The sequence below is a fragment of the Pseudomonas sp. 3296 genome, from assembly GCF_031456615.1.
Taxonomy (GTDB): Bacteria; Pseudomonadota; Gammaproteobacteria; order Pseudomonadales; family Pseudomonadaceae; genus Aquipseudomonas; species Aquipseudomonas mucoides.
The window spans coordinates 890,952-904,039 of the sequence record NZ_JAVDUY010000001.1 but is presented as its reverse complement, the minus strand read 5'-3'; the positions used below and the strand labels follow the sequence as shown (position 1 = coordinate 904,039).

Genomic DNA, 13,088 nt, shown 5'->3' with positions numbered 1-13,088 from the left:
CATGAAATCCTTGCTCGCCCTGTTCAGAGACTATTGGAGGGTTTTGCGTCGGCCCAGTGTTCATTACAGCCTGGGCTTTCTGACGCTCGGCGGGTTTATCGCCGGGGTGATTTTCTGGGGAGGGTTCAACACTGCGCTGGAAGCGACCAACACCGAGAAATTCTGCATTTCCTGTCATGAAATGCGCGATAACGTTTTTGTCGAGTTGCAGGACACCATTCACTACACCAATCGCTCCGGCGTACGCGCCACCTGCCCGGACTGTCACGTCCCCCATGAGTGGACGCACAAGATTGCCCGCAAGATGCAGGCGTCCAAAGAAGTGTGGGGAAAGGTGTTTGGCACGATCGATACCCGGGACAAGTTTCTCGATATGCGGCGTGAACTGGCCGAGCACGAGTGGGGGCGGCTCAAGGCAAACGACTCCCGAGAGTGCCGCAATTGCCATAACTTCGAATTCATGGACTTCACCCGTCAAGGCAAGCGCGCCGCCAATATGCACTCCACGTCGCTGGCTACCGGCCAGGCGACCTGTATCGACTGTCACAAGGGCATCGCCCATAAGTTACCCGACATGAGCGGGGTCAAAGGCTGGTAGTCGAATCAGCCCAGGCTTTCACTCCGTTGCCGCCTGGCGGCATATCCGCGCCGGTTTTTCGACTTTGACCCAATCCCCCATTCCCCTCTGAATCCCCTCAAGTCCTTTGTTTGCCGGGCCCGGCGTCGCCAGAAAAAAGTTGGTCTGCAAATTGCTTATCGCTCATCAGTACAGCGGTGGGCGGCAAACGTCCGGCATGCAGAGGAAAGAGTGTGGACAAGTACCTTTATGTGGCAATGACCGGCGCCAGCCAGAATGCACTGGCGCAGAAGGCTCATGCCAACAACCTGGCAAACATCTCCACCAACGGTTTTCAGAAGGACCTGGAACAGGCCCGTTCGATGCCGGTGTTTGGTGACAGCTTTCCGGCGCGTGCGTTTGCGATGACCGAACGCCCGGCCACCGACTTCTCCCCTGGTTCGCTGGTTGAAACCGGTCGTGACCTCGATGTCGCGGTTCAAGGCAGCGGCTGGATCGCTGTGCAGACGCCTGATGGCGCTGAAAGCTATGTGCGCACCGGCAGCCTGAACGTGGACGCCCTCGGCGTACTGCGCGCCGGCAACGGCATGCCGGTGATGGGCAATGGCGGTCCGATCGCCGTGCCGCCCGAGCAGCAAATCGAAGTCGGCGAAGACGGCACCATCAGCATCCGTGCGATGGGCGAAGGCCCGCGTGTGATGGCTGAAGTCGACCGCATCAAACTGGTCAACCCTGACCTGAAGAACATGACCAAAGGCCTGGATGGTTCGATCCACACCAAGGACGGCAAGCCGGCGCAAGCCGACGCCGGCGTCAAACTGGTGTCCGGGTTCCTTGAGTCGAGCAACGTCAACGCCGTGGAAGAAATGACTTCGGTGTTGGCTTTGTCGAAGCAGTTCGAGCTGCACATCAAAATGATGAACACCGCCAAAGACGATGACCAGGCCATGGCTCGGGTCTTGCAGATCAGCTAATTATCAGAACGTCGCGCCGTAAAACAGGCGCACGAGGAGAATCGAATGCTTCCGGCTCTATGGGTTGCCAAAACAGGTCTGTCCGCCCAGGACACCAACCTGACCACTATTTCCAACAACCTGGCCAACGTGTCGACCACGGGGTTCAAACGTGACCGCGCCGAGTTCCAGGACTTGCTCTATCAGATCAAGCGCCAGCCAGGCGCCCAGTCGACCCAGGACAGCGAATTGCCGTCGGGTCTGCAAGTGGGTACTGGTGTGCGCATCGTCGGCACCCAGAAAAACTTCACCGCCGGCAGCCTGCAAACCACCGAACAGCCGCTTGACCTGGCGGTCGACGGTCGCGGTTTCTTCCAGATCCTGCAGCCGGACGGCACCACGTCCTACACCCGTGACGGTACCTTCCACCTCGACTCCAACGGACAGATCGTGAATGCCAGCGGCTTCGCCCTGGAGCCGGCCATTGTGATTCCGAACGACGCGCAGACCTTCACGGTCGGTCGCGACGGCACCGTGTCCATCACCGTACCGGGTAACCCGGCCAACCAGGTGATCGGCAACCTGCAAACAGCCGACTTCATCAACCCGGCCGGTCTGCAGGCCGTGGGCAACAACCTGTTCCTGGAAACCGCTGCTTCCGGCGCACCGCAAGTCGGTACCCCGGGCCTGAACGGTTTCGGCACCACGCTGCAGAACACCCTGGAAACGTCCAACGTCAGCACCGTTGAAGAGATGGTCAACATGATCACCACTCAGCGCGCCTACGAAATGAACTCCAAGGTGATCTCCACCGCCGACCAGATGCTCTCGTTCGTAACGCAGAATCTGTAATCAAGTCTATGAGGCGACCATGAGGTCGCCTGCAACACCGTGAGGTAGGGTCATGAATCGCTTTGTATCTGTTCTGGCACTGAGTGGGGCTGTTGTGCTCGCCGGCTGCGTCCCAACGACGCCCAAGCCCAATGACCCGTATTACGCGCCGGTGTTGCCGCGCACGCCGTTGCCGGCCGCCGCGAACAATGGCTCGATTTATCAGGCCGGTTTTGAACAGAACCTCTACAGCGACCGCAAGGCGTTCCGGATCGGTGACATCATCACCATTACCCTGAACGAGAAGACCCAGGCGAGCAAAAACGCCAACTCGCAAATCGACAAGAACAGCAAGACAGGCATCGGCCTGACCTCGTTGTTCGGCTCCTCGCCCAACACCAACAACCCGTTTGGCAGTGGCGACCTGAACCTGAGCGCCAGCTATGAAGGCGACCGCGCGACCAAGGGCGACAGCAAGGCCGCGCAGGGCAACACCCTGACCGGCTCGATCACCGTCACTGTCGCGGATGTGCTGCCCAACGGCATCATCGCCGTACGCGGCGAGAAGTGGATGACCCTCAACACCGGCGATGAGCTGGTGCGGATTGCCGGCCTGGTGCGCGCCGATGACATCGCCACCGATAACACCGTGTCCTCGACCCGCGTCGCCGATGCACGCATCACCTACTCGGGCACCGGTTCGTTTGCCGATGCGAGTCAGCCAGGCTGGTTCGACCGTTTCTTCCTCAGCCCGCTGTTCCCTTTCTAGGTGGCCAGTTTGAATCTTAAACACCTCATGGTGGCCGCCCTGATGCTGTCTGCCGCGTTCAACGCGCAGGCCGAGCGGCTGAAGGATATCGCCAGTATTTCCGGCGTGCGTTCCAACCAATTGATCGGCTACGGCCTGGTGGTCGGGCTTAACGGCACCGGTGACCAGACGACGCAGACGCCTTTCACCCTGCAGACCTTCAATAACATGCTCTCGCAGTTCGGCATCAAGGTGCCGCCGGGTTCGGGCAACGTGCAGTTGAAGAACGTCGCAGCGGTCTCGATCAGTGCCGATTTGCCGGCGTTTGCCAAGCCGGGTCAGCAGGTCGATATCACCGTGTCCTCCATCGGTAACTCCAAGAGCCTGCGCGGCGGCACCTTGCTGTTGACCCCGCTCAAAGGTATCGATGGCAACGTCTACGCCGTCGCTCAGGGCAACCTGGTGGTGGGTGGTTTTGATGCCGAAGGTCGTGACGGTTCGAAGATCACCGTCAACGTTCCGTCGGCCGGTCGTATCCCTGGCGGTGCGTCGGTCGAGCGTTCGGTGCCGAGCGGTTTCAACCAGGGCAACAGCCTGACGCTGAACCTCAACCGTTCGGACTTCACCACCGCCAAGCGCATCGTCGACAAGATCAACAATATGCTCGGTCCTGGCGTTGCCCAGGCCATTGACGGCGGTTCGATTCGCGTCAGCGCACCGCTTGATCCGAGCCAGCGTGTCGACTACCTGTCAATCCTGGAAAACCTTGAAGTCGACCCGGGTCAGGCGGTGGCGAAAGTCATCATCAACTCGCGCACCGGCACCATCGTGATTGGCCAGAACGTCAAAGTGTCGCCAGCGGCCGTGACCCACGGCAGCCTGACCGTGACCATCACCGAAGACCCGATTGTCAGCCAGCCCGGCCCTCTGTCCAACGGTCAGACGGCCGTCGTGCCGCGCTCGCGGGTTAACGCGCAGCAAGAAGCCAAGCCGATGTTCAAATTCGGTCCGGGCACCACCCTCGACGAAATCGTCCGTGCGGTGAACCAGGTCGGCGCGGCGCCGGGCGACTTGATGGCGATCCTCGAAGCACTGAAACAGGCTGGCGCATTGCAAGCCGACCTGATCGTGATCTGAGGACGGCTGTCATGGATATGCGCAAGAGCGGTCTGGTCAGCAGCAGCGACTCCGGGTCCTATTCGGACTTGAATCGCTTGAACCAGCTCAAGGTGGGCGACAAGAACAGCGACGGCAACATGCGCAAGGTGGCGCAGGAGTTCGAATCGCTGTTCCTCGGTGAGATGCTCAAGTCCATGCGTTCGGCCACCGAAGCGCTGGGCAAGGACAACCCGCTCAACACGCCGGCGGCCAAACAGTACCAGGAAATGTACGACCAGCAGCTGGCCATTTCCATGTCCCGCGAAGGCGGTGGTATTGGTCTGGCGGACGTGCTGATGCGGCAGATGTCGAAGAACAAACCGCTGGCGCCGGGCGAGGCGGCGGCCCTGTCCGCGGCCAAGCAGGAAGCGGCGAAAGCCGCCGTGCCAACGCCGATTGCGGCCGGCACCGTGGCCACTGACGGTCCGCTGTCGCGGCTCAATGGCCAGCGTCCGTTGTGGGCTTCGCGTTCTGTGAAAGCGCCGACAGGCGAGGGCACGCATCGCAATGACATGGAGCTGATTAATCAGCGCCGTCTCGCCTTGCCGCCGAAACTGGCGGATCGCCTGCTCGCCGGTCTGGTGCCTTCAGCCACCACGACTGCCGCTGCGACGCCGAACAAAACCCTGTTGCCAGAGCGTGCCACGACGACGGCCACGACCGGTGCCGGCCCGCTGTTCAACGGCGATTGGCTGGCTTCGCAAACGGACAATAAGTCCAGCGGGCAGATGCAGATTTACGGACGTGCGATGGCGCAGATTCCTCTCGCGCCGCCGAAGAAAGCCTTCAGCTCCGCCGACGAATTCGTCAACACCATGCTGCCGATGGCCAAGGAAGCCGCCGAGCGCATTGGTGTCGATCCTCGCTACCTGGTGGCTCAGGCTGCACTGGAAACCGGTTGGGGTAAATCGGTCATGCGTGCCCAGGATGGCAGCAGTAGCCACAACCTGTTCGGTATCAAGGCCGGCACCAGTTGGAAGGGCGATTCGGCGCGGGCCATCACCAGCGAATTCCGCAACGGCGAGATGGTCAAGGAGACGGCCGAGTTCCGTTCCTACGATTCGTACAAAGACAGCTTCCACGACCTTGTGACGTTGCTGCAAACCAATAATCGCTATCAAGATGTTGTGAAGTCGGCCGATAACCCAGAACAGTTTGTACGCGAGTTGCAGAAAGCCGGGTATGCAACCGACCCGGAATACGCAAGCAAGATCTCGCAGATAGCCAAACAGATGACGAGTTACCAAAACTACGCTGCGGCGGGCGCTTCCACCACGCCTCTATAGGCACAAGGCATAAGGTCTGAACCATGAGTTTGCTCAATATCGGGATGTCGGGTCTGGCCGCTGGCCAATCCTCGTTGATGACTACCGGCAATAACATTGCCAACGCCGACACCGCCGGTTATTCACGCCAGCAAACCGTGCAGGGCACCAAAGCCTCGAATCAGTTCGGCAACGTCTACATCGGCACCGGTACGACCCTGGCCGATGTGCGTCGTGTCTACAACAGCTACCTCGATGCGCAATTGCAGACCACCACCTCGCTCAACAGCGACGCGGCCGCCTACGCCGGGCAGATCAGCCCGCTCGACGCCTTGCTGTCGGACAGCGGCACCGGCCTCAACGGCGCGCTGACCAAGTTCTTCGCCTCGGTGCAGAACGTCAACGCCAAGCCGGGTGACGATGCGTCCCGTCAGTTGCTGCTCAGCGATGCCCAGGCCTTGAGCAACCGTTTCAACTCAGTGTCCGCCCAGTTGACCGCGCAGAACGCGAACATCAACGGCAACCTGACGAACATGGCCGATCAGGTCAACAAACTCGCCGCCACCGTGGCGCAGTTGAACCAGAAGATTTCCGAAGTTTCCAAGGCCGGCGGCATGCCGAACGAGCTGCTCGACGCGCGCAACGAAACCGTGCGTCAGCTCTCCACGTTCACCGGCGCACAAGTCATCGAGCGCGACGGTAACCTTGATGTGTACCTGGGCAGCGGGCAGCCGCTGGTCATGGGCGGCACCGCCAGCACTCTGCAAGTGGTGCCGAGCCAGGCCGATCCATCGCGCATGGGCATTCAGCTCAACCGTGGTTCGAGCACCGTCGACATTACTTCGGTAATGACCGGTGGCGAGATGGGCGGTCTGCTGCGCTATCGCAGCACCGTGCTGGACCCGGCCATGAACGAACTGGGCCGTGTGGCCCTGGTCGTTGCCGACCAGATGAACAGCCTTCAGGCCCAAGGTATCGACAAGAACGGTGCGTTCGGTTCGAACCTGTTCAACAGCATCAACAGCGCCGCACAGATGGCCGACCGCAGTGTGGCCACCGTCGGCAACAGCGCCGGTTCCGGCAACTTCGATGTCAGCATCGAGGACAGCGGCAAGCTGACCATCAACGATTACAAAGTCACCTTCACCAGCGCCACCAACTACACCGTGCAACGCCTGCCGGAAGGTACAGCGATGGGCGCTTTCAGCACCCTGACCACGCCGCCGCCGGTGATTGACGGTTTCTCCTTGAAGCTCAGCGGTGGTGGGGCTGCGGCCGGTGACACGTTCAAGATCACGCCGACCCGCAACGCAGCGACGAACATCAAGACCGAGATGACCGACTCCAAGCGTCTGGCCATCGCGGCACCGTTGAGCGCGGCGATTGCGCCGGGCGGCAGCGGTACCCTGACCATCTCGTCCAGCGGTCAGCCAACCCTGACCACGAAGTTCGATATCTACGACACCGCCACCACCACGCTGATCCAGAACGGCATGAACACCTCCATGCCGGTCAAAGTGGTGTTCGGTGCCGCAGCGGCCGATGGTTCCAGCCAGCCTTACCAGTTGCTTGACGCCAAAGGCGTGCAGATCAGCACCGGCACCATCAAGCCGAACCAGAACAACACCATGAGCCTGACCGTGCCTCTTAAGGACGGCACGGGTGCGCCGATCATGGACCCGGGCCCGCCCGCCGTGCAGCGTACCGTCAGCTTCGACATGACCGTGGCCGGCTCACCAGGCACGGGCACCGCGATCGATATCAACATCGCGCAGCCAGGTACTCTGGACAACCGTAACGGCACCGCACTGGCCGGCTTGCAGACCAAGCAGGTGATAGACACCGGTACCGCCAGCAAAGGCATTTCCCTGACCGACGCCTACGGCAAACTGGTCGAGGGCGTGGGCGCCAAGGCGGCCCAGGGCAAGCTCGACAGCGCGGCGACCGGCGCGATTCTCGACAATGCGAAAAATGCCCGTGACTCGCTGTCCGGTGTCGACCTCGATGAGGAAACCGGCAACCTGGTCAAGTACCAGCAGTACTACACCGCCTCTTCGCAGATCATCAAGGCTGCGCAAGAAATCTTCAGCACACTGATCAACAGTCTTTAAGGAGTCGTAGCCCATGCGCATTTCTACCGCCCAGTTTTACGAGTCCTCTGCTGCCAACTATCAGAAGAACTTCTCCAACGTGGTCAAGAGCAGCGAAGAGGCGAGCAGCCTGGTTCGCGTCAATACCGCCGCCGATGATCCTGTCGGTGCCTCGCGCCTGCTGCAATTGGGCCAACAGGCTTCGATGCTTGATCAGTACAAAGCCAACACCAATACCCTCAAGGCGACGCTGGGCCAGACCGAGTCGGTCATGACCAGCATCACCAACGTGCTGCAGCGCGCCCAGGAACTGGCCATCGGTGCCGGCAACGCCGGTTACACCGACGCCGACCGTCAGGCCAACGCTTCGGAGCTGGGACAGATCGAAGGCCAGTTGCTGAGCCTGATGAACAGCAAGGACGAGAACGGCAAGTACATCTTCGCCGGTTCCAAGGGCGACACCGCCCCGTTCACGCAAAACGCCGATGGCACCTACAGCTACAACGGTGATCAGGTAACGCTCGACCTGGCAGTCGGCGACACCATGTCGATGGCCACCAACAGCACCGGTTGGGAAGTGTTCCAGCAGGCGATCAACACCAGCCGCAGCCAGGTCACCATGACCGCACCGGCGGTGGATGACGGTCGTGTGGTCCTGTCCAATGGTCAGGTGTCGTCGGGCGTCACCTACAACAACAAGTTCCGCGCAGGCGAGCCGTACACCGTCGATTTCGTCAGCGGCACCCAGTTGAAAATCACCGATTCGGGCGGCAACGATGTGACCGCTGAAGCAAGTCAGGGCGGTGCGTTCGACCCGACCACGAAAACCGGCCAGACCGTGTCGTTCCGTGGTGTCGACCTGAACCTGAACATCAACCTGGCGGCCGGTGATACCGCTGCCGCCGTGCTGCCGGGGCACACCTTTACCCTGGCGGCCAAGCCTGACACCTTCACCGCGACGCGCAGCCCGGGCAACCCGACCGCGACTCAGGTCACTGCCAGCAACATCACCAACCCGGCCAATTACCACGCCAGTTTCCCGACCGGTTCGGCGGTGATGAAATTCACCAGCGCCACCGCGTTCGACCTGTATGCCGCACCGTTGACGCCTAACAGCCAGCCGGTGTCTTCCGGCACTGTGGTTGCCGGCGTCGCCACGGCCTCGGGCGTGAGCTTCACCCTGGCCGGTACGCCGGGCGCGGGTGATCAGTTCAGCGTGGCGGTCAACACCCACGAAACCCAGAACATTCTGGACACCGTGAACCAGCTGAAAACCGCACTGAACACACCAATCAGTGGCAACCCGATCGCGATCCAGAAGTTTCAGGCCGCACTGGCTTCGGGCATCGGCAACCTGGCGAGCGGCGCCGATCAGTTGTCGACCTCTCTGAGTTCGGTGGGTGGTCGCGGTTCAGCCCTGGACACCCAGAGCGAAACCAACCAGAGCCTGGTCCTGGCCAACACCCAGACCCAGTCGGCAATCCGCGATTCCGATCCTGCCGAAGTGATGACCCGCCTGACCTTGCAGCAAACCATGTTGCAAGCGTCGCAACTGGCCTTCAGCAAGATTGCTCAGCTGGGCTTGTTCAACAAGATCTGAGTCTGTGTCTGTCGAGCTACCAACCGTCTTTTCCTAAGCGGTTCCGCAGCCTCTGCCTGAAAGGGCAGAGGCTCGCCGCTCGAGAGTTCTGTCGTGAACCAACGCCCTCTAGTCAGCATTGTCATCCCCGCCTTCAACCCGCGCTTCTTCAGTCAGGCGCTGGAAAGCTCGCTCGCTCAAAGCTATGAGAACGTTGAAATCGTCATCTGTGACGATTCGTCCTCCGACGAGATCCACAAGATCGTCAATTCGTTCGCCGACCCTGCGCACCCTGTTCGTTACCTGCGTAACCCCAAGCGTCTAGGCTTGGCCAAAAACGTACTGCGTTGCGTCAACGAAGCGCGCGGCGAGTTCATCAAAGTGCTGTGCGATGACGACCGGCTGTTCACGCCGAGCATCGCGATGCAAGCCCAGGCGCTGATCGACTATCCCGAGGCCACCCTGGTGTGCGGCCTGCGCATGATGAGCGACGCGAACAATTTCATCTTGCCGCCACGCATCGATAACTGCCGTTTTTCGCCCCTTGATGCGTTGCTCAAGGGCGATGACATGCTGGCGATTTTCGAGAACACGCCGAAGAACTTCATCGGCAACTTCAGCTCGACCCTGATGCGCCGTGCCGATGTGCTGGAACTGTTGCCGGCGCTGACCCAGGACGGTACGGGTTTTGTCGCAATGCTTGATTTCGCCTTGTTCGTGTGCCTGCTGCGCCGCGGCAACATGGCGGTGCTGAACACCGTGCTGAGCACCGAACGCCTGTACCCGGAACGCCTGAGCAAGACCACGGAAATGACCCGGGCCGCCGTGCAGGAATGGGAATGGCTGATGCAAATGCTGACCTCGCGCGGTGGCGAATCGGCCCCAGCGTCAGGATGGGTGCGCTGCGTTGAACTGAGAAAGGCCCTTGAAGAGCCGCGCCAGTGGGAAGAGTTGTGCGTGGTGCGCGTGCTGGGCAGCCGCAACACTGTGGTCAACGGCCGTGTGGGCGGAAACAGCGACAGCTATGCCGAGTTCTATCGCGAGTGGCTGGCGAGCCGCCAATTCACTCCGGCGGAAACCCGGCACATGCCGGGAACGATCAGCCGCTGGACCGTGCGCCCGAAACTGGTGCCGATCATCATCGACACCGAGTCTGACAGCGCCGCCCTGAACGCCACGCTGGCCAGCCTCGCCACGCAACTGTACGCCCCGCAAGCGGTGGTGGTGCTGTCGAACGCGGACTGCGATGGCGCCGATAACGTGCTGCAATTGCCGCTTGAAGACAGCTGGGCGCACCAGCTCAATGGCGTGATACCGCAACTGGAAGGCGCGCATTGGTTCTACCTGCTGCGTGCGGGCGATACCTTGCGCGAGTCGTCGTTGCTGGTGTTGGCCGAGCGCATTGCCGGCACGCCGGGCATGCTCTGCGCCTACAGCGATGAAGGCGCACTGGTGGAAGGTGAGTCCGCCGAGCCGGTGTTCAAGCCTGGCTTCAACCTCGATCTCATGCGCTCCTATCCTTACGTTGGCCGGACCCTGGCATTCGAGCGTCAGCGCTTTTTGGCGGTGGGCGGTTTCGATTCGGCTCACGGCGAATTGGCCCCGCATGATGTGCTCTGGCGTCTGGTGGAAGAGGCCGGGTTGCACACCATCGAGCACATTGCCGAGATTCAGGTGGAGTCGACGCAGACCTACGCCGATTGGCTGTCGTTGCCTGAGGTGATCGAGGGCAGCGAAGCGGTGGTCAGCGCGCACCTCGACCGCATCGGTCTTGAACACCGGATTCGCGATGGCGAGTTGCCGCTGCTCAAGCGCATCGATTACCTGCACGCGCACCGGCCGGTGGTCTCGATCATCATAGGCGCGGGCTCCTCGCTGGGCGCTTTGCAGCGTTGCACCGAAAGCCTGATCGAGCAGACCTCGTACACCGAGTACGAAATCCTGATTGTCGATGAAGGACGCGGTGATGCGGCGATGGCCGAGTGGCTGGGCGCGATGTCTCAGCTGGGCGCCGCGATGCTGCGCGTCCTGCGTTTTGACGGGTGCACCGGCGAGGCGGCGTTGGTCAACTTCGCTGCCAGCCATGCGCGGGGCGAGTACCTGTTGCTGCTCAGCCCGCGAAGTGTGATTTACGCGGGCGACTGGCTGGCCGAAATGCTCAATCATGCTCAGCGTCCGGAAGTCGGCGTGGTCGGCGCACGGCAGATGAGCGCCAGCGGCGCGATTGTCTCTGCCGGTTTGATCCTGGGCATGGCCGGACCTGCGACTTCGCCGTTTCTCGGCGAGCACGTCAGTTCGCGTGGCTACATGCAGCGTCTGCAAGTGGCGCAGAACTGGAGCGCGGTCAGCAGTGATTGCCTGATGGTGCGCAAAGAGGTTTTCGACAGCCTTGGTCAGCTGGATGAGGCTGAATTCAACCTCGGGCTCGGGGGGGTTGACCTGTGCCTGAAGGCGGATAAAAACGGGTACCTGATCGTCTGGACGCCGTTCGCGACCGTGATGATTGGCGAAGACTGCGCGCCGGCCCTGACGCAGGTTGATGTGCAGGCGCAGCAGGCTGAGCAAGAAAGCTTCTACCTGAAGTGGCTGCCGAAGATTTCCCGTGATCCGGCGTATAACCCGGCCCTGACACTCGGCGTCGCGAGCTTCAGCCTGGAGCCTTCGCTGCGTCACAACTGGAATCCGTTCTGCCACCGCGACCTGCCGCTGATTCTCGGCTTGCCGGTCAACGAATCGGCGATCGGGCATTACCGCGTGACCGCGCCGCTGGCGGAGCTTGAGGCGGCCGGGCGGGTCATTTCGCGGGTGGCTTACGAGTCGCCTTCGACGGTGGAAATCGAGCGTCTGTCGCCGGACACCATTATTTTGCAGGGGCGCTACAGCGAAGGTTCGGCGGCCGACATTCTGCGCATGAAGAAGTACTCCAATGCGCTGCGGATTTTCGAGCTGGATGACTACATTGTCAGCACGCCGAAAAAGAACAGCCACGCCCGCAACAAGCCGGCCAACACTGAGCAGATGTTGCGTGAGGGTATTGGTTTGTGTGATCGCGTGGTGGTGACCACTCAAGCGCTGGCTGATGTGTTGTCGAGCATGCACAGCGAGATTCGTGTGGTGCCAAACATGCTGCCACCGGAGCCGTGGGCGACGTTGACCAGTCAGCGCCGTACCTCGAAAAAGCCACGGGTTGGTTGGGGTGGTGGGACGAGTCACACCGGTGACCTGGAGATCATTGCCGATGTGGTGCGTGAGCTGGCCAATGAGGTGGAGTGGGTGTTCTTTGGTATGTGTCCGGATGCCTTGCGTCCGTACATTCATGAGTTCCATGGCACGATCGATCTGCAGAGTTATCCGTACAAGCTGGCGAGCCTGAACCTTGATTTGGCGTTGGCACCGTTGGAGTTTCATATCTTCAACGACTGCAAGAGTAATTTGCGGTTGCTGGAGTATGGGGCTTGTGGGTATCCGGTGATTTGCACGGATACCCGTGCGTATGACGGGTTTTTGCCTTGCACCAAGATTCTGAGCAATAGCACCGAGGAGTGGTTGCAGGCGATTCGCATGCACCTGGCGGATCCGGATGCGAGTTATCGCATGGGGGATCAGTTGCGTGAGGCGGTGCATCGGGATTTCATGTTACGCGGGGATAATCTTCAGCACTGGTTATGGGGTTGGTTGCCGGACTGACTCTGTGTGTATATCCGTTTTTTTGTGATGGCTGCTGGCGGTTTCGCTTTTACAGCGAGTCACTTTGGAAAATCCGGAATGCCGGCCCAGACCAAAGTAACCAAAACGCGTTTGCCCCTTTCGTTCGGTGCCGAGCCACAGCGAGGCACCGAATGGAGGGGCAAAGCCTTTTGCTTACTTTTCGGCGTTTGGAAAAGTGA

Annotated in this window: 9 protein-coding genes; all 9 read left to right on the top strand. The window is 60.7% G+C overall.

Annotation, left to right across the window (positions count from 1 at the left end):
* The first annotated feature begins 1 nt into the window (after window position 1).
* The 9 genes from J2X66_RS04315 (at window position 2) to J2X66_RS04275 (ending at window position 12,888) form a co-directional block, all read left to right on the top strand.
* Complete coding sequence (locus J2X66_RS04315) at window positions 2-598, top strand: cytochrome c3 family protein (protein WP_310261278.1); 597 nt, start codon at window positions 2-4, stop codon at window positions 596-598.
* A gap of 212 nt (window positions 599-810) precedes the next feature.
* Window positions 811-1,551: a flagellar basal body rod protein FlgF gene (locus J2X66_RS04310; protein WP_059181392.1), complete on the top strand. Its 741-nt coding sequence runs from the start codon at window positions 811-813 to the stop codon at window positions 1,549-1,551.
* A gap of 45 nt (window positions 1,552-1,596) precedes the next feature.
* On the top strand, window positions 1,597-2,382 hold the full coding sequence (gene flgG, locus J2X66_RS04305) for a flagellar basal-body rod protein FlgG (RefSeq protein WP_027922324.1): 786 nt from the start codon (window positions 1,597-1,599) through the stop codon (window positions 2,380-2,382).
* A gap of 52 nt (window positions 2,383-2,434) precedes the next feature.
* The gene (gene flgH, locus J2X66_RS04300) at window positions 2,435-3,130 is read left to right on the top strand and encodes a flagellar basal body L-ring protein FlgH (protein WP_027922325.1); all 696 of its coding nucleotides are present in this window, start codon (window positions 2,435-2,437) and stop codon (window positions 3,128-3,130) included.
* A gap of 27 nt (window positions 3,131-3,157) precedes the next feature.
* On the top strand, window positions 3,158-4,246 hold the full coding sequence (locus tag J2X66_RS04295) for a flagellar basal body P-ring protein FlgI (protein ID WP_032833447.1): 1,089 nt from the start codon (window positions 3,158-3,160) through the stop codon (window positions 4,244-4,246).
* 11 nt (window positions 4,247-4,257) lie between these two features.
* Window positions 4,258-5,553: a flagellar assembly peptidoglycan hydrolase FlgJ gene (gene flgJ / locus J2X66_RS04290; RefSeq protein WP_310261269.1), complete on the top strand. Its 1,296-nt coding sequence runs from the start codon at window positions 4,258-4,260 to the stop codon at window positions 5,551-5,553.
* Between the two features lie 23 nt (window positions 5,554-5,576).
* The gene (flgK, locus tag J2X66_RS04285) at window positions 5,577-7,643 is read left to right on the top strand and encodes a flagellar hook-associated protein FlgK (protein ID WP_310261265.1); all 2,067 of its coding nucleotides are present in this window, start codon (window positions 5,577-5,579) and stop codon (window positions 7,641-7,643) included.
* A 13-nt stretch (window positions 7,644-7,656) separates the two neighbouring features.
* Entirely contained in the window at window positions 7,657-9,222 is a 1,566-nt protein-coding gene (locus J2X66_RS04280; protein ID WP_310261262.1) for a flagellar hook-associated protein 3, read from the top strand.
* A gap of 93 nt (window positions 9,223-9,315) precedes the next feature.
* On the top strand, window positions 9,316-12,888 hold the full coding sequence (locus J2X66_RS04275) for a glycosyltransferase (protein ID WP_310261259.1): 3,573 nt from the start codon (window positions 9,316-9,318) through the stop codon (window positions 12,886-12,888).
* Window positions 12,889-13,088 lie beyond the last annotated feature (200 nt).